Raw genomic sequence first — 26,571 nt, 5'->3', positions numbered from 1 at the left:
AGGGGCACCTAACAGTTAGAATGAAACACGATGTCGCTCAAGTTGGATAAATACAAAAAAGGACCGAATTCGGTCCTTTTTGCTTTTCTCGTATTGTAAAACGGTTGGTTATTTAGAACTCAGCACCGCTGCCGGATTTAACTTCGCGGCGCGAGAAGCGGGGTACCACGTTGCAAGCAAACTCAAAACGATCGCCGTCACCGACACCAATGCTACGTCTGGCCAGTGTAACTGTGATGGTAAGAAGTCGACGAAGTAAATATCACCCGATAAAAACTGATGACCGATTAAGCTCTCTAACCCTTTAATTAACGGAGTCAGGTTTAACGCCACTAAGACACCAATAACACTGCCGACGAGACTGCCAAATACACCAGAGAACACGCCTTGCCAAACAAAGATACGTTTGATTAGGCTATCTTTTGCTCCCATTGTTCGCAAAATTGCAATTTCTGCGGCTCGATCTTTCACTGCCATCATCAGCGTAGACACAATGTTAAAACATGCCACACCAATCACGAGTACCATCACCAAGTACATAATGGTGCGTACGAGCTGAATATCGCGATACAAAAAACCAAACTTTTGCTGCCAGCTTTTCAAATACACGTAAACATCCACCATGCTACCTACCTCACGAACAATAGAAGGCGCATTGAGAACATCATCCGTTTTTAGTGAAATGCCAGTGACCCCTTCCCCTAACCTCGCGTATTGCTGAGCATCCGCTAATGGCACTAACGCTAAAGAATGGTCTATTTGGCCATTCAACGTTAAGAACCCAGACACCTTCACGCGCACACGCTTGGGAGCCTGCACTTTGTTTGCGCCGCCTGTTTGCGGAATCATCAACGTAATGTAATCCCCCACTGCGACATTTAGCTCGTTTGCAACACCTCGGCCTAAGATCACTTGCTTCTGACCGGCATAAAAGTTTTGCCAAGCTTCTTGGTCAATAAAATTCGATAAGCTCGACACCGCTTGCTCGAAAGTAGGCTCTACGCCACGAACTTCTATCGCTTTTAGCTTACTGCCTTTTTCTGCTAACCCCGTAAAACGAACGTACGGCGCTGCCGCAACAACATCTTCATGGTTTAGGGCTTGATTCATCGTTTTGGTGTAGTTATGAAGCGGACCATTAACGCCTTCCAACTCACCGTGTGGAATAACTGACAACACACGCGATTGCAGCTCGCGCTCAAAGCCATTCATTGCAGAAAGACCGATAATGATCACGGCTACACCAACCGCAATACCAATCGTTGAAGAAAGCGAAATGAAAGACACCATCTTGTTGCGCTTTTTCGCTCGACTGAAGCGACCACCAATCATCAATGCTAAAGATGAAAACAAAATTAGCCCTCCGCAGACGCAGTATCAGTCACAAAACGATCTACGAGCAAACCATCTTGCATGTGCATTTGACGATCCATTTTCGCTGCCAGCTCTTTGTCATGCGTGACAACCAAAAATGCAATGTTTGACTCTTTATTGAGCTCGCGCATCAAATCATAGATAGACAGTGCCGTATTGTGATCTAAGTTCCCCGTAGGTTCATCGGCCAAAACCAGATCAGGCTTATTCACCAATGCACGCGCAATCGCAACACGTTGACGCTCACCGCCCGATAACTCAGAAGGCCTGTGTTGCATCCGATGACTCAAACCAACTTTATCTAACAACGCTTTAGCCGCCTGTTTTGCATCCGCTACTTTAGCGCCGCCAATCATCAGTGGCATCGCCACGTTTTCAAGCGCAGTAAAATCAGCTAACAAGTGATGGAACTGGTATACAAAACCAAGGTGCTTGTTGCGTAAAGCCGCCTGTTTATTCGAACTTAAAGCCGATAGGTTTTGCCCTAGAAAATCAACTTCACCATGAGTTGCGTCATCTAACGCCCCTAAAATATGCAATAAGGTACTTTTTCCCGAACCAGAAGAGCCAACAATAGAAACCAACTCCCCTTTGTCGATATCGAAACTTACGCCTTTCAACACTTCCGTATCTAACGAACCCTCTCGGTAGACTTTACGAATATCACGACATTCTAATAGCTTATTCATAGCGAAGTGCCTCAGCAGGTTTAACAGAAGATGCTCGATAAGAAGGATAAAGCGTAGCAGCGAGGCTAAGAGCAATCGCCAACACCACCACTAAAAGAATTTGCAGTGAATCAATCAAAATAGGTAGATGGCCACCGAAACTGAATAGCGCCACACCGGCAGATTCAAGAATCGCATTCAGGTTAAGTGACAAGATCACGCCCGCAGCGCCACCGACAATCGCGCCAATTACACCGCTGCTCGCCCCTTGTACCATGAAAATGGTCATCACTTGAGATTGAGTCATGCCTTGAGTTTTCAATATTGCGACTTCTGATTGTTTCTCCATCACCACCATGATTAAGGCGGAGATAATATTGAATGCAGCAACGCCCACTATCAGACCTAGCATGAGTCCCATCATGTTCTTTTCCATTTTCACCGCTTGGAAAAGCTCACCACGCTGCTCGCGCCAATCACTCCATTGCCACCCATCAGGCATGGGTTGGTCAGCAAAATCCGTCACCATAAATGGGTCAGAGAAAAAGACACGCCAACCAGAAACCGTGTCTTTCGGAAAACGCATCAGCTTAGATGCATCCGTCATGTTCACAATCATTAATTGACCATCAACGTCCGATCCCGTATTGAAAATGCCTGAGACAGTAAAATTTCGCTGGCTAGGAATACGACCAAGTGGGGTAAACTGCGTCGCGTTGGTCACCATTAAGCGCACTTTATCCCCCATTGATACCTTTAGAGAGCGCGCCAAACTATGACCCAAAAAGACATTGTAATCGCCCGCTTGAAGTGACGATAATCGCCCAGCAATCAAATGGTTGCTAATCGGGTCGCCTTTCTTTGGTTCAATGCCAATGAGGTAACCTGCCGTCAGTTGCGCAGAACTCTGAATTACAGCCTCTCCACGAACGATAGGCTCCGGTTCAGATTCACTCGACATCGCTTGAACAAATGAAGGGGCAGACTCGGTCAACGGCGTTTTTCCATCGTGTTGTGAAACAACAGCGTGGGGCAGCACACCTAAAATGCGCTCTTTTAACTGCGATTCGAACCCATTCATCACAGAAAGAACCGTCACCAACGCCATTACACCGATCGTAATACCCGCCGTCGACATATAAGAAACAAATCGGCTGAACCTATCTCCAGAGCGTCCCCGAAGATATCTCAAACCAATAAATAATGAGATAGGATGATACATATAAGACAAACCAACTGGTTGTTTTGATATAAAGCTTTAGCAGGTTATCTTACCTTACTCTTCTCATTAAGAAGACAAGAGAATCGCTAAATTTGTCAACGACATGCAATAAGTCTGTATTTAGGGCAAAAAGTTCAAGGACAAATCAGGTAAACTTGATAACTTCATTCAGTTAGCGATAATCAGTGCCCTACTTCTCTTTGTTTGTTGAGTGAACAGGGAGCGCTCGCTGGCAAAAGGACCGACTATATGACAGAGCAAGAATACTTTACCGTCCATCATAATCTAACTATCAACGTCGAAACGTTGAGTGCGGATTTTGCTTTGCCAGATGAAGAAACCTTTGTCTCCGAAATTCCAGCACCGTTTATTGTTGCCAGCGAATTTAGCCATCTAGATATGTTGGCAGACAATGCACGTCTAGAGCTAAAAAACAAAGATTTAAAGCATGTGATTAACTTGCTTGATACGCAAAACGCGAAACTTAACCTCTTGTTGAGCTTTATGCTTTCACAACAAGATGACGCCTCCATTCGATATCAAACCACGAAGTTTGGCGCCAGCCAACTCAGTTACCGTTCAGATACAGTGCTATCTGCTCAACAACTCGTTCGTGTTAAACTGTTTCTCGATCATCCTGCTGCAGCGATTTACGGTTACGCTCAAGTAGAAGAATGTGATGCTTCAGAGCAAGATTTCATTATCACTCTTAGATATAAGATGCTACGTGAATCTGACCAAGATTTGCTGATAAAGGCGGCACTATATCAACAACAAAAACTTTTACGTCAGCGCTCGATGGAGCGAGATAAAAAATAACTCCTATGACAAAAGCAACGATTCTTTCCGTCACCAATCCTTCTGAGCGTGGCGACAAAAAACAGCTAGGTAATTTACCGGGCGCGGCTCTACCTCTAGCTATTGCTGAGCTAGCCAAGCAGCATTCGAGTCACTCGCTACTCGTCGTGCCTGACCCGCAAATCGCTTTAAAGCTTCAAGCGGAGATTGAACAATTCACCGACCAAACAGTAAGCCTGTTCCCTGATTGGGAAACGCTGCCTTACGATAACTTTTCTCCGCATCAAGAAATTATCTCTGAACGTATCGCGCGCCTATACCAACTGCCAAGCCAACGTAATGGCATTACCATCGTGCCAGTCAGTACGGTGCTGCAGCGACAGTCGCCACGTGATTTTCTATTGCAACATACCTTAATGGTGAAAACCGGCGATCAACTCTCGCTTGAGAAACTACGTGTACAACTTGAAAATTCGGGCTACCGCCACGTAGACCAAGTATTTGGGCCAGGTGAATACGCGAGCCGTGGGTCTATTCTGGATCTCTTTCCTATGGGCAGCGATGACCCGTATCGCATCGACTTCTTTGATGATGAGATAGATACCATTCGCACGTTTGATCCAGAGAACCAACGCTCTATCGACGATATTCAGCAAATCCAATTGCTGCCTGCGCATGAGTTCCCAACCACTAAAGAAGCGATTGAGGATTTTCGTACACGTTGGCGCACCCAATTTGAAGCACGCCGAGAGCCAGAATCGATCTACATGCAAGTGACCAAAGGCACTTGGCCCGCTGGTATTGAGTATTGGCAACCGCTGTTTTTTGACCATACCGAGACTTTATTTGAATATTTGCCAGAAGACTCTCAAGTCATCACATATGGTGATATTGAATCTGCGGTCGATACTTTCTTAACCGATATCGAATATCGGTACGACCAGAAAAAAGTTGATCCACTACGTCCTCTTTTGACTCCTGAACAACTTTGGCTGAAAAAAGACGAACTCTTCAGCCAACTAAAACAGCTCCCTATGGCTCAATTGAGCCTAGAGAAAGTGGTTAAGCGTGCTGGTCGTCAAAACCTACCAGTACAATCGTTAGCCGAGCTTGGCGTTCAGCAACAAAATAAAGAACCGCTTTCGCGTCTTCGTCAATTCAGTGAGCAATTCAGCGGCAAAATTGTTTTCTCGGTAGAGTCAGAAGGTCGTCGTGAAGCACTAACGGAACTGTTGCAAGGCATCAAAGTTCGCCCTGTCGTACATGGCTCACTTTACCAAGCTCTAGATTCGGGTGATCGCTTCAGTTTGATCTTAGGCGCTGCAGAGCATGGTTTCATTCACGAAGAGCTGAACTTCGCTCTGATCTGTGAAAGTGATCTTCTCGGTGACCGCGTTATCCAGCGACGCCGCAAAGATAAAAAAGCAGTCAACAGTGACACCGTTATTCGCCACCTTGCGGAATTGAAACCCGGTCAACCCGTGGTTCATATTGATCACGGTATTGGCCGCTACATCGGTTTACAAACACTTGAAGCCGGTGGCATGAAAACGGAATACGTCACCCTTGAGTATCAAAACGATGCCAAGCTCTACGTACCAGTTTCATCACTAAACCTTATTAGCCGTTATTCAGGCGGTGCTGAAGAAAGTGCACCACTACATAAATTGGGTGGCGAGGCTTGGGCAAAAGCACGTCGTAAAGCGGCAGAAAAAGTGCGTGATGTCGCGGCCGAGTTGCTGGATGTTTACGCTAAACGAGAATTAAAACCAGGCTTCAAATTTGAGCTAGATCGTGGGCAATACGCAACGTTTAAAGCAACGTTCCCATTTGAAGAAACGGATGACCAAGCGATGGCCATCAATGCCGTCTTGTCTGACATGTGCCAAGCAAAAGCGATGGATCGCCTAGTGTGTGGTGACGTGGGCTTTGGTAAAACAGAAGTCGCTATGCGCGCAGCATTTGTCGCAACGGATAACAGTAAACAGGTCGCCGTTCTCGTACCGACAACTCTGCTTGCTCAGCAGCATTTCGAAAACTTCCGTGACCGTTTTGCCAACTTACCAATCCGAGTTGAAGTACTGTCTCGTTTTAAATCGGCCAAAGAACAAAAAGTCATTTTGCAAGACGTTGCAGATGGTAAAGTCGATATTGTCGTTGGTACGCATAAGCTGCTTTCGAGCGACATTAAATTCAAAGATTTAGGTTTGTTGATCGTTGATGAGGAACACCGCTTCGGAGTTCGTCAAAAAGAAAAAGTCAAAGCAATGCGTGCGGATGTGGATATTCTTACCCTCACCGCAACACCAATTCCACGTACACTGAATATGGCAATGAGTGGCATGCGCGATCTGTCGATCATCGCGACACCTCCAGCGCGTCGTTTAGCCATCAAAACCTTTGTTCGTCAAAGAGAAGAATCTGTGGTCCGTGAGGCGGTACTGCGTGAAATCATGCGTGGTGGTCAGGTTTACTTCCTGCACAATCAGGTAGAGACTATCGAGAAAACCGCGGAAGACTTGCAAAAGCTTATTCCTGAAGCACGAATTACCGTGGCACATGGTCAAATGCGTGAGCGCGAACTGGAGCGCATCATGAATGATTTCTACCACCAGCGCTTTAATGTGTTGGTGTGTACAACGATCATCGAGACCGGTATCGACGTACCAACGGCGAATACCATTATTATGGATCGTGCAGACAACCTTGGTTTAGCGCAACTGCACCAATTGCGTGGCCGTGTTGGACGCTCTCATCATCAAGCCTATGCTTACTTATTAACGCCACATCCAAAAGCCATGACCAAAGATGCTATCAAGCGTCTTGATGCGATAGCTTCACTGGAAGACTTAGGCGCAGGCTTTACTCTAGCAACTCACGACTTGGAAATCCGTGGGGCTGGTGAACTGCTTGGTGACGAGCAAAGTGGGCAAATTCAATCGGTTGGTTTTACACTGTACATGGAAATGCTGGAACAAGCAGTCCAAGCATTGAAAGAAGGTAAAGAACCTTCTTTGGACGAGCTGCTTCGTGAACAAACTGAAGTTGAAATGCGAATCCCAGCGCTCTTGCCAGACGATTACATCCCGGATGTGAATACACGACTGTCGATGTACAAACGTATTGCAAGCGTTACGAGTGGTGAAGAACTCTCAGAGCTCAAAGTGGAACTTATCGATCGATTTGGACTGCTTCCAGACGCGACGAAGAACTTACTTGCTGTCTCAGAATTGAAAATTTCGGCTGGTAGCCTAAAAGCGAAAAAGATAGAAGCCCATGATAAAGGCGGATTTATCGAGTTTTACCCTGATGCTGACATAAATCCAGCGTATTTGGTTAAACTGCTGCAATCACAGCCGCAAAAATTTGCAATGGAAGGTCCAACTAAGTTCAAGTTTAGCGTACCATTGGCGGACCGACGTAAACGCATTCAGTTTGTTCAAGACTTATTGAATGATTTTAAACAGAATTTATTACCAACGAGCTAATAGTCGAATGAGAATACTGATCCCGTTATTGCTTCTATGTGTCTCAATGCCTTCTTGGGCACAGCGTCAATTTGATATTGAAGTGATCATTTTCAAGCGAGCAGTCGACGCTGAAAGCACCACTGAATCTTGGCCGAATCAACTGCCAAAAATCGATATGGAAAATGTCGGCAGCTTAGAGAGTGAATCATACCGTCGCTCTAAAGGTGTAACACTACTGCCACGCTCATCTTTCCGCCTGAATGCGCAAGAAGCGGCATTAAACAACCATGCAGGGTTTAAAGTGCTTAAACACGTAGCATGGCGTCAAGGTGACCGAGGCAAATCTAGCGCCCCAATTTTCCGTATTGTTGGTGGACGAGATTTTTCTGATTCTTATCACGCAGATGGTAGTCCAATCAATGGCAGTACTCAGACATTTTCCACTGACGGTTACAGTGAAGAGACAGTCAACGGTCCTTTGTATGAACTAGACGGTCGATTCCAAATTTACGTGCAGCATTATCTATTCGCTGAAACGACACTAGACCTGCGCGAGCCAAGTGTTAGAGAAGTGCGTTTTGAACCAACTTCAACCGAGCAATTGGCGGATGATTTAGGTGAGGTCGATGGTAATGTTCAAGTGGGTAACTTGGCGGAAATCTCTCCTACAATAACAGAAGAAAAGTTCCTCAAGAGCTATCGAATGGATCAAAAACGCCGTATGCGTAGTAGTGAGACTCATTACCTAGACAACCCATTGATGGGCATGATCATTCAAGTTCGTCGCGTTCGATAAGCACGAGTGATTCAACAAAGCGCAGCATTTGCTGCGCTTTGTTTTTATCTGTTATGTCCTCAGTTATTCCTAACCAACGCAGAGCAAGGAAAATAACTGCGTTACAGTATGAAATAGACAGTTTTCAAATTACTTAAACTCAACATGGAAGTCGTATCAGTTCATGAGTCCAGATTTTGAAATCATTGCGCCCCGCTTAGCGCTCAAGCTCATCCCTTCTGAAGAAGCTCACTTACTACAACGTTTGCTTGCAGAATCCCCTTCCCTACACCAGTGGCTAGATTGGTGTAATCAAAACGTTACGTTGAAAGATGCACAGGACTTCCTGTTGGCAACCCGACTTAACTGGGTAAAAACAGAAGCTTTCGGTTTCGGTATCTATGAGCGACAAAGTAACACTCTAGTAGGAATGGCCGCCGTAAACGAGTTATATCACACGTTTAATATGGCAAGTATTGGCTACTGGGTTGCTGACCGCTATCAACGACAGGGCTATGCTCAAGAAGCCGTTAGAGCCTTGGCTGAATTCTGCTTTGCAAAGCTGAGTTTAACTCGACTGGAAATTGTCTGTGACCCCGACAACGAAGCAAGCCAAACCTTAATTGAGTCAGTCGGTGCACAAAAAGAAACCATCGCCAGAAACCGGTTTATTTTTCATGGTAAGCCTAAGGATGGCGTTGTGTACTCACTTTTACCGGCAGATCTAACATAAATAAAAAGCCACCGACTTGCGGTGGCTTTTTATATTTCGAAGCTACAGCATCCGCGCAATCCGCGTAGATGTGAATTTGGCGTCTTAGTGAAGCTTAAGGTTTGGACGCAGTACTCGGTTGATACGGCCCACGAGCATCATCAGTCCGGTTTTAAATACGCCGTGCAACGCCATCAGGTGCATTCTATATAACGAGATATAAACGACACGTGCAATACGGCCTTCTACCATCATCGACCCTTTGGTTAGGTTGCCCATCAAGCTACCAACGGTAGAGAAACGGCTTAGAGACACCAATGAGCCGTGATCTTTATACACATAATCTTTCAGCTCGCGTCCGTTGATCTTCGCAACGATGTTGCTGAATGCTTGGCTTGCCATTTGGTGCGCAGCTTGCGCACGTGGTGGAACAAACGAACCATCAGCCTGAGTACATTGTGCTAAGTCACCAATAACGAAAATGTCATCATCACGCGTCGTTTGTAGTGTATTTTTCACTACCAGCTGGTTGATACGGTTCGTTTCTAAACCAGCGATATCTTTAATAAAATCTGGTGCTTTAATACCCGCAGCCCAAACCATGATTTGTGCCGGGATCTTCTCACCATCTTTCGTGGTGAGGCCATCTTTTTCAGCTTTAGTCACCATGGTTGCAGTGCGTACGTTTACGCCCAACTTCACCAACTCTTGATGAGCAGCAGAAGAAATACGTGGAGGTAACGCTGGTAAAATACGCTCACCCGCTTCAATCAGGTTGACGTTCAGCTTGCTAGAGTCAAGATCGCCAAAGCCGTAAGTACGCAGCTCTTTAACGGCATTGTGTAGTTCTGCAGATAGCTCAACGCCAGTTGCACCAGCACCAACAATCGCGATATCCACCGTACCGTTACCGTTTTTCGCGTGCAGTTTTAGGAACTCATTGTTCATTTCTGTGCGGAAACGGTGCGCTTGTTCTGGACTGTCTAGGAAAATACAGTTCTCACGAACGCCAGGAGTGTTGAAGTCGTTTGATGTTGAACCAATCGCCATGACCAGAATGTCGTATTCTAGCTCGCGGCTTGGCATCAGAAGCTCACCATGCTCATCTTTAAGCTCACTTAAGATGATCACTTTACGTTCGCGGTCGATGTCTTGAAGGCTACCCATTTGGAAGTCGAAGCTGTGGTTTTTTGCATGAGCTCGATAACTCAGAGCATCCACCCCTTCGTCCAAAGAGCCAGTTGCAACTTCATGCAATAATGGCTTCCACAAGTGGCTCGCTTTACGATCTACTAGCGTAATTTGCGCACGGTTCTTGCGACCTAGAGTTCGGCCAAGCTTAGTTGCCAACTCAAGACCACCAGCACCGCCGCCTACAACGATAATGCGTGTCACAATGATTTTCCTCTACAAAAATGAATATATGGGGTTCAGCTCGACATATGGCTCACAGACATGCTGTGCCATACATCCAACCGATGAATTCTTGGTTCTTAGAGGTGTCTCAATTTATTTGGATTAAAAACTGCTGCCTAATTTTATTCTTTATCTATCAATAACTTGTTAGGAATCAGCATATTTGTCTGGTACGCATACGACGCCAGAGATTTTTGGGCAAGTTTATTACTCGCTCTCAATTTTTTTTGATATTTATCAAATTATTTTAGTCTGGTTCATTATATAGAGACGTACTTTGAAGGCAACCAAAATCCGTGTGACGAGTACGGATTGACTACTTTTCGACTACTCTACAACAAGGTATTCGTGCCACATAGGATGGAAGTAAGAAAACGGTAAGGAGAACACAATAATCTAAGCGCTAAACCAAAAAAATGAGGCCTTTAAAGAGAAAGGGACTCGGCATACTCACAAAAGGGGGTCGCAGCAAAGCAGCCGATAAAAAATGCCGCTTTACTGTTCACACTCAAACACTCTTAAGTATTTTTAAATGCCTTCATCGCTTGTAAATGGTGAGAGATCTTTTTGAACTTGTGGGACTGCGTTTCGTCCCAAATGATTTGATAGTATTTTTCTAACTCAGCTGCAGTTTTCGCATTGTCATGCACTTCATCATCTTTGGATAAAATCACTAAGCAGTGCGCCTGATTTTTCGCTCGAAACTGATCAACACATTTTGTTGCGATATCTTCGTACTCTTCTGGGCGATCGATTCGACCAGCCATCGTTTTTTCTGGGTGCAAGTTCGGGTTAAACATCACTTGCTTGATACCGCATAGAAAACCAATTCGTTCAGACCAATAACCACCTAAACCAACCCCACAGATTAACGGGTTTGGATCATCCGATTGCTCGATAACTTTAGACACCTCTTTTAACAAGTGTTGCATGTCGTGCTTTGGGTGAAGGGTGCTGTAATTGATAAAACGAACGTCGTCGTCGATGAATTGCAGTTGAAGAACTTTTTCGTGGTTACCCGGGCTTGTACTGTCAAAGCCGTGTAAGTAAATAATCATGTGTACCTCTCCCTGTGTGTATCTGGTACTTTTATTAAAACTACCACTATTTCCTTACTGTTAAAGGGGAAAATATCACGAGTTCTCAAAACAGTGATCTTCCATACACAATGAGCCTTTCAACTCATGCGCACTGTTTAAGTATTGTTCATCTCCCCACAATTTATAGGCCAGTAGATACCAAAGCATCGCCATCACTAGGGTTCTTGGCTGCCACTCCTGTACACCACTTAACCAAAGAGACGTATCGTCGATACCTCGAATTTGGCAATACTGTTTCACTGCCTCTTCCACAGGCGCATCCGCGACTTGAATAGTCAAGGTCAAATCAAGCCTAGGGTCAGCAATACCAGCATACTCCCAATCAATGACTTTCACCCCACTATCTCCCCGAACGAGGTTGTAACACCCCAGGTCAAAGTGACAAAGAGCTAGTGGAACCGGCACTACACTCGGTTCCGTGCGCCACTTCATGTATAGAGCCTCAAATTCCGTATCCGCATACTGACCATCAAGCTCAAGCCAATAATGATCGATGCGAGAAATATAAGAAAATGGAACCAAAGGGAGCGCGCTGATCGGGTGCTGATGAATGGTCGCCGCAATGGATAATAAATCTCTTACTGGTAGCCCTACATCCGAAAGTGCTTGCCCTTCGATCCATTCCACCAGTAAACCTTGCTCGTGGATAAACACTGGCTTAGGACCAATTTCTAATGAAGAGATAGCATTCAGAACTTGATATTCATTGTGGCGAGAAATTGAAAAAGCCTTGCAAACATTACTGGTCGGTCGCCAGATGTATACAAGGCCTTGAGAGGATTCCAACCGCCAACAACGGTTGGTTAGCCCCCCGGTAACGGTTTGAACTTTTACCGGAGGCTCAGTAAAGAAGCCATCGAGAGCATTAAGACTCGGATCTAACTGTTTTGCTTGTTGCCAAGAAAACCATGCCATTGATGACTTCTCCATCAGTATCGATTAAAGACCGAATAAGCTCTTCGATTGCGCTTTACGAATTTCCGTTTCATCCGCCCACTCAATCAAACCTGTTTCTAGGTCCATTAGGCGCATGGTCATCTTGTAGTATACATCTTTATCGCTACCTGCATTTTTGACGATGCTAGATAGGTTACCGTAAAGCATGTATTGCGCACCCACCATTTTACCAAATTGGATCGCTGTGCTTTGGTTAACCAGCTCATCCGTGTTTTGGAAGTTAAGCTGTTCACGCACAGACTCAACACGGTCCATATCAACAAAGCGGAACTTACCAGAGTTCAGCATCTTAGTAGAAATAGTGTCGGTAATGGATTCAGTGTCAATGTGTTCACTGGTCTTGTTCTTAATTCGCTCAACAAAAACGATAGGACGTTGATCACGAGTAATTGCTGCTACAGAACCCGACATCATCATGCTATCCACCATTTCAGCCGCGATTTTTTGTAAATCTGTTGAGCCAAAATCGATAGTTGTGGTTTCTGTTGCTTGCGCATCGCCGTAAGAGACTTTGTTAGAACAGCCACCCAAAATGACGGCAAGACCTAAAAGAGCAATAATACTTTTTTTCATGAGAGTTCCTTAGTTTTTCAATACCAGCGCATCGTTAGCGCGGCAGCTTCGGCAAAGCCGTTAAGATTAATTGTCTTGTGCTTCTCTAATTTGAACACGGAATTTGGTGCCATTTGGATTCACAGTAACTTCAGATAACGTGACTTGCTCAAACCCTCGCACAATCATTTTGCGCCATGGGCCAGGCTTGGTATTCACTTCTAAACCATTATTGTCATACCAATAGAAGCGGTAAAGAATGTGCTGGTCACCTTTATAGTTACTGCTTAGTTGCACCACTCCACGTGGACGATCATCAACGTAAGTGGTGGTGATGTTGTCAACTAATAAGCGACTACCCAAAACGTTATCATTAAAAAATACTTTTTGCGTTTGACCATCAATTCGAATACCAGCCGTGTTTTCGGCGCATCCAACTAAACCAATAGCCATTGCTAAACAAATAAGCCATGCTTTCATTACAGTCTCCCTAGCTGTTTATGCCACACGGTTGAGTGTGTTCCCTGACGAGATACCCATACCAATGTAGTCTGCTGTGCAGGCACTTCAAACTGATAGGTTTGATCACCCAAGTTTAAACTTTGTGTTCCCGGTTTCACGACTTTTGATGCCGTTTTCACTTGCGCTGGTAATGTTTGCCAACTTCTCGTATCCGGCTGCTCGGTCAATGTGTTCCATACATTGAAAAGTATGTTACCCACATCATCGCCTTTTTTCGCCGCCTCTTTTCGGATTCGATCTTTTGCCCAAACGCGAAGAGCTTGACGGATCACCATTGTAGTCAGACGTTCATTAAGATCGTTTTGTGCCATCGCATTAACATCAGTCAGCGTGCTAGAAGGCAATACCTGACCATTTAAAACCACATCGCTAAAACGTTGAGCACCCCGATTCGGATAATAAGGAAGCGCCAACGAATAAATGGCCCCATTATCGCGACTGTCGTAAATCGGTAGATCAATACGCCAACCTTTCAAAGCCTCCACAACGCCTTGTTCATCAATAACGATGACTCGACCTTGAGACTGAGTTAACCCAGAAGGTGCTTTACCATACCGTTTCTCTAGCATGCGTAAGTCTTCACGCATGCCTAGTTTCTTAGCGGCGTACAACGTGCTTTCAACAACTTGTTTGTTGTCTGGCATCACAGCGAGTGCTCGTCGGTAATCAACATAAGCACTGTTTAAATCTCGTGACGCTTCATATAACAAGCCAGAAAGATAGAACAAATAGCCGTTTTGTACTGCGCTTAGTTTTTTACCAGCATCAGGGTAGCTCGCCAACACACTGCCCAAATTGGCAGACATGCCTTGCTTTTTCAGGTCTTTTTCTGCTGCTTTTAGTTCTTTTTCACGCGCCTTTCTGGCCGCTTCCTGAACTTGATTGGCTCGACGCACTTCAACAAGCGCCCCTTCCAAATCATTTTTCTGTAAATAGTTTAGCCCGAGATAAAGGTGCAGAAAGCCAAGTTCATAATCGGCGGGATGATAATCTTGGAGATTGTCGTTCACTGCGAGAGAGCCGACGCTCGTTGCCGTTTCTGACACAGAAATAGTCGCGCGATCTTGCTGAACACGAACGGCACGATCACCATTTTCCAGTGCTTTCAAACTTGTCGGGTAATCTTCAGCAAGAAAAGAAATACGGCCCTTTTCAAAGTTGCCAAGTATCTCGCCACCCACTTCGCTCGATTGAAGTTGTTTCGCTTTCGCATATTCCCCTGCAACAACGGCTTGATAAACTTCTTGATTCTGGTTGCTGTAGTGACTAAACAGGTTGCCCGCAGACAAATTCGCGCAGCCAGAGGCCATTAAAGCCCAGCCCATCAGCCCTAACAGCTTTACACCTAGTTTCACATTTATCTCCACAAATGTGTCATTCGACAGGAAAAAGAAGTGGGTGAACTGCGCCACCCACTTTTAAAGCTTAGCTCAATACCATTGGACCTAGAGGACGACCGCCTAATAGGTGCATGTGAATATGGTAAACCTCTTGGCCACCGTGCGGGTTACAATTAACGATCAGGCGATAGCCGTCTTCCGCAATGCCTTCCTCTTTCGCCAGTTTTTTAGCAACAGTGAACAAACGCCCCATCATTGCTTCATCTTCAGCTTCAACATCATTCGTTGTTGGGATCAATTTATTCGGAATAATGAGAATATGGCTCGGTGTGCGCGGGTTAATATCGCGAAACGCAGTCACCAACTCATCTTGATAAAGAATATCGGCTGGGATTTCCTTACGAATAATTTTACTAAAGATCGTTTCTTCCGCCATGAGGACTCCATTTTATAAAGGTAATTAGACCCCAATTAGTATGCGCCAACCAAAAGCGGAGCTCAATAAAAACAGTGTTCACTTAACATTATTAATCAAACGCTAATTAACGAAGCTTTTTTTGTCGTGTGCGTCATAAAATGCGCGTCACAAACTCAATACAATCCAATGAATTTTGTTACTTTTTTAAGACAATTATTATTTTTATACCCAAGTAAGCTCAAAATTCTTGGGTAGCTTGTCTATTTTGGGAGAGGAAGCTCACTTATGCGAGGTTCAGTTATTAAAAGGATGTATGCGGGCTTTGCTCTGATCATCATCCTATTTGCCGTCACAATTGCCATTATGATGGGAGGAATGAGTGATATTCACGGGAAGTTTGGCACCGTGTCTAAATCATCCCTACCACTGGTATCGTTATCTAACCAAACCAGTGTTGAACTGCTTTCTGCCGACAAATCGTTTAAAGATTTTCTGACGACAGAGAATAAACAACGCATGGATGAAATGCGTCAGGAATTTGCTAGATCTCAACAACGTTTCGAATCCACTTTGGCTCAACTGGAAACTGCAAGCCAAATCTACCCCTCTCTTGCCGAACCGTTTTCACAATTAAAAACGTTAGAGCAGAGCTATTTTACTGAAGCTCTTGAAGCCATGGACAACTACGAAGCGATGTTCGCTGCGCAGGAAAAAGTGCAAAAATCGTCACGTCGCTTCCAAAAGCTGAATACCGAGTTGTCGGTCGGCCTTAAAGAATATGTGGCAGATCAAACCAGCATTTCTGTCAAAGTCATGGCGAAGAGTTACTTCATTAAGCTAAAAGATGCCGAAGTTATAACCTCTGATGCCCTCGCCAGCTCTGATCCTGAGTTTGTTACGCAAGCCGTGACCAAAAACCGCAAAGCAGTGACTCATTTGAACTATGCTTTCCGTGGTTTAGTTACTCAATTACCTGAACTAAAAACAGCGTTTGGTGAGTCGGTAGAACAATTCACACGCGACGTGGGAATGCGTGGAGGTGTCTTAGACCAGCACAATAATTACCTCAATGCTCGTGCAGCGCTATACAACAACATCGCCAACCTAGCGAATAAAGTTGATTCAACGATGGCGATTCTTGAGCAATTTACGACAACCGCAACGGATAAACTTAATGAATCGTTAGCAGACGCTGGTGACATTTATTCTGCGGGTGTGACGAAAGCCATCATCATTGGCGTTGTCGTCGTGCTACTTGCCACAGCGATTGGCTACCACATCGCGCATAGCGTTCGCGAGCCATTGACTCGTATTCTAAAAGTGCTTGAAAGCCTGACTGAAGGTGACATGACACAACGTATCGATATTCGCTATAACAACGAGTTCAGCCGAGTGAGTGGACACATTAACTCACTAGCCGACAGTCTTCACGAGATCTTAGTGAAACTCAACGAAGCGTCAGAGAACCTATCTTCGACCGCAGCGACAAACGAAAGCACGTCTTCGCAAGCGCAAAGCAAATTAAGTTCACAACGCGAGCAAACAGCAAACGTTGCGACCGCAATGACGGAAATGTCTCACTCAGTGCAAGAAGTCGCTCAAAGTGCACAAGGCTCACTAGAAATGGTGCAGCGTGTCGAATCTGCCTCTGAAGAAGGCAGAAATGTCATGAGCAGCAATATCTCGACCATAAATCAACTGGAAACGCGTTTGAACGAATCCGTTTCCGCTGTCTCTGAACTGCAAAAAATGAGTGGTCAAATTGGTTCTATCCTCGATGTGATTCGCAACATTGCTGAACAAACTAACCTACTGGCATTGAATGCAGCAATTGAAGCGGCTCGCGCTGGCGAGCAAGGTCGCGGCTTTGCGGTAGTGGCCGATGAGGTGCGTGTGCTTGCATCCAGAACCACTCAGTCCACCACTGAAATTGAATCGATGATCAGTAATCTGCAATCCAGCTCTCAGTCAGCAAATCAAGTAATACAAAGCTGTATGAGCGATATGGAGATGTCTGTTGAGCAAGCATCAAAAGCGAACAGCTCAATGGAAGAGATTCAAGCGCTAATCATCGAAATCAGCCAAATGAGTACGCATATTTCGCAAGCGGCAGCAGAGCAAAGTGAAACCTCAGCAGACATTGCACGCAGTATTGAAGATATCAATAGTATCGCCGATGAAAGCTTCCAAGCTATGTCGAGCATCGCACAGACCAGTGAATCCCTGACTCACTTGGCTCATCAACAGAGTGAATTGGTTCACCGCTTTAAGTTATAAATAATTTATAAATTTGAGCATTAATCAGTGCAATCAACTGTATAAGGGCGACTTTTTGTTAAGTCGCCCTTGTTTTTTATCAGCCATGTCTACATATGATTAATATGGCCAGCTCATCCCCTTGCACATCTCTTTTCGAGCGGCCTCATAAAAAGGAAAATCTATGGCTGTTCATGTTGGTATTATCGACCAAGACCCAGTGAGATTGGTCACTCCTCTATTAGATAATCGTACGCTAAGCACACATATCGTCTTCATCGGAGACAAGAGCCAGTTAGATATATTTGACCGACTGAGTGCCGTTTTAGAGCAACGAGACATTACTTCCGAATTTTTTGAAATCCCATCCGCCGTCAATACTTCGCTGATCAAACAAGCGATTCAAAAACTGGCAAAAGATCTCCATGAACGCGGCGAAGATGTGAAATTGAACGCCAGTTGCGGTCTTCGTCATCGCTTATTGTCTGTGTACGAGGTTTTCCGTACCTATCGCTGGCCAATTTTTGTGGTTGAGCCAAGTAGCGATAAGCTTTGCTGGTTATACCCAGATGGCAAAGAAGATACTCAAGTCGAAGACCACATTACGATTGCTGACTACCTCACCATCTTCGGCGCACGCGGCGAGTTCCACCACGTTGATTTACCTCCTCTTCTTGATAAAAAACTGTATGAACTTGGTGAACGCTGGGCCTCAAATGCGCTTGAGCTTGGTCCAGGCTTAGCGACTCTTAACTACCTTGCAACCACATGCCGCAAAGAGCAAAAACTTGATGTGGAGCTTTCTGAAAAGCAACAAGGCTACCGTGAGCTCAACATGCTGCTTTCGGACTTAGTGGAAGCGCAAATCGCCACTTATGAGAATGGCGTTCTAACGTTTGCAGATGAAGATGCACGCCGCTTTTCAAACGGTGAATGGTTAGAGACTCTGGTACACAGTACGGTCAAGCAAATTCAAGATACGATGCCGACGATTCAAGATCGCTCTTTGAATGTTCAGGTTTATCGCAAACTTGGTGAAAGTGAAGTACGCAATGAGTTGGATGTTGCAACAGTGGTAAACAACAAGCTCCACATCATTGAGTGTAAAACCAAAGGCATGCGAGATGACGGCGATGACACCTTGTACAAGCTAGAGTCCCTCAGAGATCTGCTAGGTGGTTTACAAGCACGTGCAATGCTGGTGAGCTTCCGACCGCTTCGTCACAATGACATTACTCGTGCAGAAGATTTGGGGCTAGCTCTGATTGGCCCTGATGAGCTTAAAGACTTAAGAACGCACCTAACGGCTTGGTTTAAAGACGCAGGTGGCTCGGACGAGATCTAGTATCAGCGATAAAAGCTAGAATTCAAAATGATCAAAAGCAGCGTTACAGGCTGCTTTTTTCATACCTAATTTTTAAGTGTGGGTTTAGATAGGTAGAAAAAAACCAGAGGCGTGCCTCTGGTTTTTCCGTTTGTTTAAAATGCCAATTATCGCGGCTTACAGCATTTTACGCGCTGCTTCTACTACCACCTTAATTGAACGAGCTTCCGTCTCTTTCAGAGTTGAATGATCTGGAATCTCTTTTTGTGTACGGTTGATGATTACACCCGCCACACAACCTGCTTTTAGACCAGAGCTCGCACACATTGTTAGCAATGTTGCAGACTCCATCTCAAAGTTAAGTACGCCCATGTCTTGCCATTCTTGCATAGAACCTTGGAAACGCTTAACAACGCGACCAGAGAACGTGTCGTAGCGCTCTTGACCTGGGTAGAAAGTATCACTTGAAGCCGTCACACCCATGTGAACCGCAGCGCCAGACTCTTCTACTGCCGCTTTCATTGCAGTTGCTACTTCAAAGTCAGCAACTGCTGGGAATTCCATTGGCGCAAAGTGCAGGCTCGCACCGTCAAGGCGAACTGACCCCGTCGTTACGATCATGTCACCTACGTTTACATGCGGTTGAATTGCGCCAGTTGTACCAACACGTAGGAAAGTACGAACACCAAGTTGCGCGAGTTCCTCAACTGCGATAGAGGTAGAAGGGCCACCAATACCTGTAGAACAAACCACAACAGGTTTACCGTCTAATTCGGCACGGTATAGCGTGTATTCACGGTGACTTGCTAGAAATACTGGGTTTTCCATTTGTTCTGCGATTTTTTGAACGCGCGCTGGATCACCAGGAATGATGGCTAGAGTCGCACCATTAAGATCAGCTTCAGTAACACCTAAATGAAATACAGCTTGAGACATAAGTCGCTCCTTATTGTGGCTTATTTTATGAACAATAAGCTCATTAATCAGTTATTGGGTACAAATGCACTGTAGCGAACCTTTCACCAACATAGAGTGATCACAATCACAATGAGAAAATGTAATGAAACTATAATTTCACCCAAAACAAGCAATGATCACACTTTTGGGAGGTTTGGCTCATTTTGTTGCATAGCGATGCGTGATTTCAAAAACAAACTAAAACATATTATTAGATTTCGTCGATACGGTTAAAAAAGCCCGAGACACGAATGCCTCGGGCTTTTTATTAGCTAGTTAGGTAGGTCACTTGGCCTGCTTGGACTCAAAACGGAGCAATCTCAACGCATTTAACGTAACCAGTGCAGTTGCGCCGCTGTCGGCTAATACTGCCACCCATAGACCCGTAATGCCCAGTAAACTTGTCACCAAGAAAACACCTTTCAAACCAAGCGCTAACGCAACATTCTGACGAATATTACTTAACGTCGCACGCGATAGTTCTATCATGGCAGGTAACTCAATCAGACGATTGTGCGTTAATGCCGCGTCGGCCGTTTCCAGAGCAACATCCGTACCGCCTCCCATCGCAATACCGATACTCGAAGCTTTCATCGCTGGCGCATCATTAATACCGTCTCCCACCATTGCAACGGTGTGTTGCTGTGATAGTTTCTCGACGTAATGCACTTTATCTGCTGGTAATAAGCTTGCTTTATAATCCAAGCCTATTCTGGTCGCCATTGCTTCAGCACTTCTCGGGTTGTCACCGGTTAGCATCACCGACGTTATCCCAAGCTCCTTCAACGTAGCGATAGCTTCTTGGGCATCTGGGCGCAATGTATCTTGCCATGCGATCACGCCAATGACCTCGTAATCGTAACGCACAATAACAACCGTTTTACCTTGTTGTTCCAACGTCACCACTCGCTCTTCGGTTTCTTGAGAAAGTGGGAAATCGGCCTTAGAAGGCGTGACTACTTGGACTATTTTCCCATCGACGTAACCTGTGACACCAGAGCCCACTTGCGCGGTTTTATCTAGCGCTTCAGGAATAGTAAGCCCCTGCTGTTGCACTTTATTAACTAAAGAAACCGCGAGAGGATGGCTTGAGCCAACTTCGATTGAGGCTGTCAGGCTAAGTAACTTGTCTTCATCTACATCAAAAGCAAAGACGTCGGTCACCTGCGGCTTACCTTGCGTCAATGTACCGGTTTTATCAAATGCGACGGACTCCACCTTACCAAGCAACTCAAGCGCCGCACCACCTTTGATTAATGCCCCCCGCTTCGCCGCAGCCGCCAAGCCAGAAGTAATCGCTGCAGGCGTTGAAATAACCAACGCACACGGACAGGCGATCAGTAACAGGGCAAGTCCTCGATAAATCCACGTTTCCCATGGTTGAGCAAACAACAGTGGTGGCGTGACGATAACCATCAAGGACACCAACATCATCAGCGGCGTATACCAACGGCTGAACTTATCCAGAAAACGTTCTAATGGTGCCTTACGAGATTCTGCTTCTTCAATCAAATGGAGAATTCGGTCAATCGCATTCTCGCCTTGACGAGAGGTCACCTGTAAACGAACGACTTTATCGACAACCACAGCCCCGGCCATCACTTTGCCACCCGTTTGGTGCTCAACGGGAACGGATTCTCCCGTTAACGCACTTTCGTCAAAACTCGCAAGCGCATCTTGCAACACACCATCCGCTGGCAAACGACCACCGGGGGCAACTTCTATAATATCCCCCGGCTTAAGCTGAGCTGCAGGCACCTCTTTACGCTCACCATCAATAATTAAAATTGAATTTTCTGGGACTAAGTCCATTAGCGCTTGGACACCACTTCGAGCGCGGGATGATGCATATGCTTCTAACTTTTCACCAATAAGGAAAAGCAATAACACCATTGCCGCTTCAGCGGTTTCACCTAAATATAAAGCGCCGAGCGCTGCCACACTCATTAACGTTTCAATCGCAAAAGGCGTACCGCTACGCGCCAACTTGAACGCTTTGAGCGCAATTGGGTATAAACCCAGTAAACAGGTCAACGTGAATAACCAAGTGCTTATTTGAGGGTCGATCTTAGAAATTATTGCCGCGACAACCATCGCACTAGCAATAGAGAGAATTTGAATGTTGTCTTTTACTACCCCACGCCAGCCCTTCGTTGCGGTATTTGGTTTTGGAGCATCGAGTGAAGAAAGCGGAAAACCTGTTTGTTGGGCTGTATGCTCTATCGTAGAGGTCAGCTCGCGATCGTCAAAATCGACAACCAGTTTTTCTGTTGCAAACAAGACTTTTGCTTGGCTAACACCTTCCAAAGACGTAATAGCCTTCTCAAGCTTTTGTGCACATGAAGGGCAATCCATACCTGACACAAGCCACGAGTTTCGAATTGAGGAATCATTCTCCCTTGAGGGCTCTTCTTCCTCACCTGGGTCGGCGCTACAACTCCCTCCGCTGCAACATGAACTTTCAGACACTTCTACGCCAGCTTGAGAAATGTTGAGTGAAGATTTTACTGGTGCGCAGCACGACTCGCTCGCGCCAAGCGGCACCGCAGTTTTGATTTTGCTAGATTGGCAACCTTGATGTTTCGTACACATAATTTATTTTCCTTATTGGTGTAGGCTCTTTGCCTATGACTAAGGATAAACCTTAGAGCTAGCTCCAAGGTCAAGGTGATTTTTTAAAAACTCGTCGATTGAAAATAAAAAAGACGCCGAAGCGTCTTTCCAAATGACTTATTTAAAATCAAGCACCTATGATATTTGATCAAAAAGGTTAAACTGGATGCTTAAAACACTCATTTAAAGTCATCCCGATGGCGCGCAGCACATCTCGCCTAGTGATAACGCCAACCAATTTACCTTTACCGTCAACCACTGGATACATTTTTGGCTTACCAATCTTCATCATGTCAGCCAACTCAATCACTGACATGTCTGGAGAAACAGATAAAACATCGTCATGCATACACTCTTGAACGGTATGCGTATCTTGGCAGTGATAACTCGCTTTCACCAATTTATCTAACAAGTCTTGCTCTGATAAGAATCCAACTACCTTTTCATTCTCATCAATGACGGGCCCACCTAATGTGACGCTTTGCATGACTTTATTCAAAGCAGCCGAAAGTGACATATCTTTAGTGAAGGTCACCGCTTGCAACGTCATGTAATCTTTTACTTTTAATGAATGCATTCTTATCTCCTTAAGGGCATTTTATTGCGGCCTTTAGATAAGTGTCGCCTAATTTCCTGAATTTACTAAATGGAAATGAGTAATTTTATTTATAGGTGCAGCCTATTGATCTGAATCAAAATTAAGTCATCCTCGGCATTCACTGTTGTTTAATTGAGTACAACTTGCAAATGGGCTCACTTTTGACAGGTGGTAAATACAACAAAGCCAGTCAAATTGACTGGCTTCATTATTGGCGCATAGTTACATTAACAATGATGTCGACGCATATTGTCTAAAATAATACCGGTTGCCATTGCGACATTCAGCGACTCAGCACCACCAAATGCCGGAATCGTGATCTTATTTGTCACGAGCTTCGCAGCGTCTTCACGTACGCCGTGGGACTCGCTGCCCATCAACAAAATACCTTCAGCAGCGAATTCCGTTTTATGAACGCTCTCCCCTTCCAGAAACGCGCCATAAACTGGCAAGTTGGCTTCTTCTAAGTAACTTGGCAAATCCACCAGACTCACTTGTACGCGGCCAAAACTGCCCATGGTCGCGCTGATCGTCTTAGGATTATACGGATCAGCACAATCTGTACTCGCAATAATGTGCTTGATGCCATACCAGTCTGCGACACGAATAATCGTTCCTAGATTACCTGGGTCAGATACGCCATCTAGCGCAATCATCAAGCCTTTTGCTTGAGGCACTTTTACACTCGGGATTTCAACCACTGCAATGGCCGCGTTATTGCTCACGAGAGTGCTCGCTTTGGTCAGGTCGTCAAGCGATGCTTCAATGCAATCAAAACTACATAGCGCACTAGCGTTTTGTTCGAGAAATGCCTCGGTTGCGAAGACATGCTTCACCTTTAATGAACTACTTGCCAGCTCTAAAACGTTCTTTTCACCCTGAACTAGGAATAAGCCATGCGCTTTACGCTGTTTCTTTTGACCTAAAGCACGAAGCAGTTTTAATTGGTTTTTTGAAATCATTAAAGTATCCCAGGTGAAAATGGTTATTCGGCGAATGTACTCGAAATAATCTTCACGACAGTTCGGTATCAAGCGCGTGAGATTATAAATTATACCTAAATAACCTCAAGAAACTTGATTCATCAGAAGACTTTGAAGAGCAAACGCAGTAAAAGAGGGTTCAAAAACGAAAAAAGCCCTGCGATATACGCAGGGCTTTTAAAGGGTGGGACCCCAGCCACATCCCGGCACACAAGTCACCCGCTGCGGCTGCTTCCTTCCGGACCTGACCGAGTTCACGAGCTATTGTTGCGAGAGGACCAGAGCCCCATAATTCTTTTCGAGAGGACTTGCCTCAATCGATGGGGCGATTATTCAGTATCAGCCCTCATAATGCAAGAGCAAAAACCTTGAATTTCGTCATTTCATTACCGTTTGGACAAAACTCGATCAATTCATTCCTCTATGATTGAGCCACGTAACGATGAGAAGAAGAATAGCGGCGTGTTGACTGCTTACTTGAATACATATCTTCATCAGCTAAATGCATGGCTTGCTCTAAGCTCATGTGCTGTTCTCTTTTTGCAGAGACACCGATAGAGATACCCACAGACTCTAACTCACTACACAGTTTGCCTTTTACATCAATTCTGCTGAGCTCTTTCATTGCCCTATTTAATTCTGCTTGAGTCGGGTAGCCCAACAAGATGAACTCATCTCCCCCTATCCGGTAACTTTTCCCTGACCATACATAATGAATTTTTAGCGCCAATAATTGCAACACCTCATCACCAGCACGGTGACCGTACGTATCATTGATTCGTTTGAAGTGGTTAATATCCAAGTAAAGTATGGATAGATCTTTGTTTACGCCTTTTCGATGTTTTACTTGCAACGCGCGGCGATTTCTTAACCCCGTTAAATTGTCGGTATTCGATTGACGGTAAAGATAAAGCGAAACGCAAATCGCAAACAACAATACAAAGACAAACACAGCCTGTGTTTGCGTCGCCAGCCGAACCTCATATTCAAGCGCGGTACGCCAATCTGGGCGCAGGTCGTACTGGGCAATGATCTTATCAACTTCCAACATCGCTATCGCTCGACTGAAAAAAGGAGCAAGCATGGCACCTTTCTCGTTCGCCACCAATCCAACAGAAAGTTGTGACTGGTAAAACTCACCAATCGCCGTGTCCTGCTCTATCGGAACCAACTCGCTCAGACGTAAAAAGTGGTTGAGCATCGCGGTATCCATCGGAATGTAATCGACCTCTTCATTCAATAAACCCTGAATGAGTTCTTGTTGGGTACGATAACGTTTCAGCTCTTTTAGCGGTAAAAGTTGCGTCATCATTTGATCGAAAAAGTCGTCCTCAACCACACCAATCCGCTCAGAGATCAACTGTGACACATGAGAGTAAGTGTTCGGCTTGTAACCTAAACGCTTGACCATAACGGATGCTGGTGAGTAATGGGGCTTGGGAAAGTAACTAAATTCATGTCGCTCGCGACTGACCGTTAACGGAGCTAAAATTTCAAAACTCCCCTGCATAAACTCATGATACATGGAACCCCAGCTTTCATTTGGCTCACTAATGATCACGCAGTTTAATGCCAAGATCTCACAGCTTCTCAGGACGACATCTGCCGTCATCCCTTCGATACTGCCGTCTTCGTTGTAAACAACATATGGAAAGATAGATTCGAGCTTGATCCGTATAGGCTCACTAAAATCGAGAGGTAATAAGCGAATAGATTCTCGCAATGCCGCTCGCCTTAATTCAAATTGATACTGGGAGATCTCTTCACGAAGTTGCTTTTGCACTCCTTCCCCATGAATAAACGTAGCGAACGTATCCAACTCTTCGAGATGATGATCTTTTTTACTGATGATCGATACTGGCTTTATCGAAATCTGATCATTCAACATCTTAGCGTCAAAGCCCTCCAGCAGCATCGGCTTAAGCTGATTGATGGCATCAACTACGCCTTCAACAACGCCTGATCTCAGTAACGTTACCGCTTGCTCATGACCTTGATAAGAGACCTGTTTTAGCTCCGGGTAGTATTGTTTAAGTAATTCGGCATAAACCGTATCTTTAGGGACGCCAACTCGTGAAATGTCACTCAGAGTCGAGTCTTTTAATCCAAAAAGGTAGGTATATTCGATATTAGTTGGACGGGAGTAACTAAAGCGTTGAGCACGCTCTTCTGTGTAAGTGATATTAGCAGCAAAGTCCGCTTCTCCATTCGCGACGGAATTTAGAATGGCATCAAAGCTGGAATAGTTCACATATTGAACGGTAAAGCCGAACTCTTTCGATGCAGCATTAAAAAGAACACGGGTGACGACATCATCCGCTTCTGTCGCAACTTTATAATGAGCAATTAAAGGTGATTCAGCTTTTACATTCAAACTCAGTAGGCAACAAGTAAAAAGCAACAGTGTTCGAGCAAAGGTAGTCATGACAAACTTATCTTAAATCAACCACTTATAATGTGGTTATTATTATTGGAAGTTTAGTAAATATGAAATGAAGAACATATACTAATCTTCA

General features: G+C 45.0%; 21 protein-coding genes and 1 other RNA gene. 6 read left to right on the top strand and 16 right to left on the bottom strand.

The features are described from left to right. Nucleotides 1–108 precede the first annotated feature (108 nt). From lolE to lolC, 3 genes are read right to left on the bottom strand one after another with little or no spacing between them, the layout of a single operon-like run. Nucleotides 109–1,353, bottom strand: a complete 1,245-nt coding sequence (gene lolE / locus NDJ01_RS10795; protein WP_048626175.1) for a lipoprotein-releasing ABC transporter permease subunit LolE — start codon at nucleotides 1,351–1,353, stop codon at nucleotides 109–111. 2 nt (nucleotides 1,354–1,355) lie between these two features. Then, nucleotides 1,356–2,063, bottom strand: a complete 708-nt coding sequence (gene lolD / locus NDJ01_RS10790; protein ID WP_005378457.1) for a lipoprotein-releasing ABC transporter ATP-binding protein LolD — start codon at nucleotides 2,061–2,063, stop codon at nucleotides 1,356–1,358. Continuing rightward, a complete protein-coding gene (gene lolC, locus NDJ01_RS10785; protein WP_258586686.1) occupies nucleotides 2,056–3,264 on the bottom strand; it encodes a lipoprotein-releasing ABC transporter permease subunit LolC in 1,209 nt (402 codons plus the stop codon). The genes lolD and lolC overlap by 8 nt, the downstream gene beginning before the upstream one ends. Before the next feature lie 249 nt (nucleotides 3,265–3,513). Here lolC and NDJ01_RS10780 point away from each other — a divergent pair, with 249 nt between their 5' ends. From NDJ01_RS10780 to NDJ01_RS10765, 4 genes are all read left to right on the top strand, one after another. Next, a complete protein-coding gene (locus NDJ01_RS10780; RefSeq protein ID WP_256955068.1) occupies nucleotides 3,514–4,083 on the top strand; it encodes a PilZ domain-containing protein in 570 nt (189 codons plus the stop codon). 5 nt (nucleotides 4,084–4,088) lie between these two features. Continuing rightward, nucleotides 4,089–7,550, top strand: a complete 3,462-nt coding sequence (gene mfd / locus NDJ01_RS10775) for a transcription-repair coupling factor (protein WP_258586685.1) — start codon at nucleotides 4,089–4,091, stop codon at nucleotides 7,548–7,550. Between the two features lie 7 nt (nucleotides 7,551–7,557). Continuing rightward, nucleotides 7,558–8,328 carry a peptidoglycan binding protein CsiV gene (locus NDJ01_RS10770; RefSeq protein WP_074191059.1) on the top strand — a complete coding sequence of 257 codons (771 nt, stop codon included), beginning with the start codon at nucleotides 7,558–7,560 and terminating at the stop codon, nucleotides 8,326–8,328. A gap of 163 nt (nucleotides 8,329–8,491) precedes the next feature. Then, nucleotides 8,492–9,040 (top strand): GNAT family N-acetyltransferase, encoded by a 549-nt coding sequence (locus NDJ01_RS10765; RefSeq protein WP_048626173.1) that lies wholly within the window; start codon nucleotides 8,492–8,494, stop codon nucleotides 9,038–9,040. Between the two features lie 84 nt (nucleotides 9,041–9,124). Here the strand turns inward: NDJ01_RS10765 and NDJ01_RS10760 are convergent, their stop codons facing one another. The 7 genes from NDJ01_RS10760 to hinT all read right to left on the bottom strand — a co-directional run bounded on the left by NDJ01_RS10760 (nucleotide 9,125) and on the right by hinT (nucleotide 15,342). Further along, nucleotides 9,125–10,414, bottom strand: coding sequence for an NAD(P)/FAD-dependent oxidoreductase (locus tag NDJ01_RS10760; RefSeq protein ID WP_005390626.1), 1,290 nt, complete (start codon nucleotides 10,412–10,414; stop codon nucleotides 9,125–9,127). A 539-nt stretch (nucleotides 10,415–10,953) separates the two neighbouring features. Further along, a complete protein-coding gene (ycfP, locus tag NDJ01_RS10755) occupies nucleotides 10,954–11,493 on the bottom strand; it encodes an alpha/beta hydrolase YcfP (RefSeq protein WP_104974314.1) in 540 nt (179 codons plus the stop codon). Between the two features lie 75 nt (nucleotides 11,494–11,568). Next, nucleotides 11,569–12,450, bottom strand: coding sequence for a thiamine kinase (gene thiK, locus NDJ01_RS10750; RefSeq protein WP_145532306.1), 882 nt, complete (start codon nucleotides 12,448–12,450; stop codon nucleotides 11,569–11,571). A 24-nt stretch (nucleotides 12,451–12,474) separates the two neighbouring features. Then, nucleotides 12,475–13,065, bottom strand: a complete 591-nt coding sequence (gene lpoB, locus NDJ01_RS10745; protein WP_005378467.1) for a penicillin-binding protein activator LpoB — start codon at nucleotides 13,063–13,065, stop codon at nucleotides 12,475–12,477. A gap of 66 nt (nucleotides 13,066–13,131) precedes the next feature. Continuing rightward, a complete protein-coding gene (locus tag NDJ01_RS10740) occupies nucleotides 13,132–13,524 on the bottom strand; it encodes a YcfL family protein (protein ID WP_005390620.1) in 393 nt (130 codons plus the stop codon). Next, nucleotides 13,524–14,921 carry a COG3014 family protein gene (locus tag NDJ01_RS10735; protein WP_258586684.1) on the bottom strand — a complete coding sequence of 466 codons (1,398 nt, stop codon included), beginning with the start codon at nucleotides 14,919–14,921 and terminating at the stop codon, nucleotides 13,524–13,526. Before NDJ01_RS10735 ends, NDJ01_RS10740 begins: the two co-directional genes overlap by 1 nt. Nucleotides 14,922–14,991: 70 nt before the next feature. After that, nucleotides 14,992–15,342, bottom strand: coding sequence for a purine nucleoside phosphoramidase (hinT, locus tag NDJ01_RS10730; RefSeq protein WP_005390611.1), 351 nt, complete (start codon nucleotides 15,340–15,342; stop codon nucleotides 14,992–14,994). 267 nt (nucleotides 15,343–15,609) lie between these two features. On the opposite strand from hinT, the gene NDJ01_RS10725 reads away from it, so the two are divergent. After that, the gene (locus NDJ01_RS10725; protein ID WP_256898884.1) at nucleotides 15,610–17,601 is read left to right on the top strand and encodes a methyl-accepting chemotaxis protein; all 1,992 of its coding nucleotides are present in this window, start codon (nucleotides 15,610–15,612) and stop codon (nucleotides 17,599–17,601) included. A 163-nt stretch (nucleotides 17,602–17,764) separates the two neighbouring features. Then, complete coding sequence (locus tag NDJ01_RS10720) at nucleotides 17,765–18,925, top strand: DUF1887 family protein (protein ID WP_005390608.1); 1,161 nt, start codon at nucleotides 17,765–17,767, stop codon at nucleotides 18,923–18,925. Between the two features lie 156 nt (nucleotides 18,926–19,081). Here NDJ01_RS10720 and udp read toward each other — a convergent pair whose 3' ends face one another. The 6 genes from udp to NDJ01_RS10690 all read right to left on the bottom strand — a co-directional run bounded on the left by udp (nucleotide 19,082) and on the right by NDJ01_RS10690 (nucleotide 26,480). Continuing rightward, complete coding sequence (gene udp / locus NDJ01_RS10715) at nucleotides 19,082–19,840, bottom strand: uridine phosphorylase (RefSeq protein WP_012842006.1); 759 nt, start codon at nucleotides 19,838–19,840, stop codon at nucleotides 19,082–19,084. A gap of 306 nt (nucleotides 19,841–20,146) precedes the next feature. Then, on the bottom strand, nucleotides 20,147–22,453 hold the full coding sequence (locus NDJ01_RS10710; protein ID WP_258586683.1) for a zinc/cadmium/mercury/lead-transporting ATPase: 2,307 nt from the start codon (nucleotides 22,451–22,453) through the stop codon (nucleotides 20,147–20,149). A 178-nt stretch (nucleotides 22,454–22,631) separates the two neighbouring features. Then, nucleotides 22,632–23,051, bottom strand: a complete 420-nt coding sequence (locus NDJ01_RS10705) for a CBS domain-containing protein (protein ID WP_005390603.1) — start codon at nucleotides 23,049–23,051, stop codon at nucleotides 22,632–22,634. Nucleotides 23,052–23,299: 248 nt separating this feature from the next. Next, nucleotides 23,300–24,034: an RNA methyltransferase gene (locus tag NDJ01_RS10700; protein WP_114322538.1), complete on the bottom strand. Its 735-nt coding sequence runs from the start codon at nucleotides 24,032–24,034 to the stop codon at nucleotides 23,300–23,302. A 208-nt stretch (nucleotides 24,035–24,242) separates the two neighbouring features. After that, an RNA gene (gene ffs, locus NDJ01_RS10695) (signal recognition particle sRNA small type) lies at nucleotides 24,243–24,339 on the bottom strand. Between the two features lie 137 nt (nucleotides 24,340–24,476). After that, nucleotides 24,477–26,480 carry a GGDEF domain-containing protein gene (locus NDJ01_RS10690; protein WP_256898881.1) on the bottom strand — a complete coding sequence of 668 codons (2,004 nt, stop codon included), beginning with the start codon at nucleotides 26,478–26,480 and terminating at the stop codon, nucleotides 24,477–24,479. Nucleotides 26,481–26,571: the final 91 nt, after the last annotated feature.

It is taken from the genome of Vibrio sp. HS-50-1 (assembly GCF_024747315.1).
GTDB classification, from domain to species: domain Bacteria; phylum Pseudomonadota; class Gammaproteobacteria; order Enterobacterales; family Vibrionaceae; genus Vibrio; species Vibrio diabolicus.
This window is presented reverse-complemented; position numbering and strand designations above follow the sequence as displayed.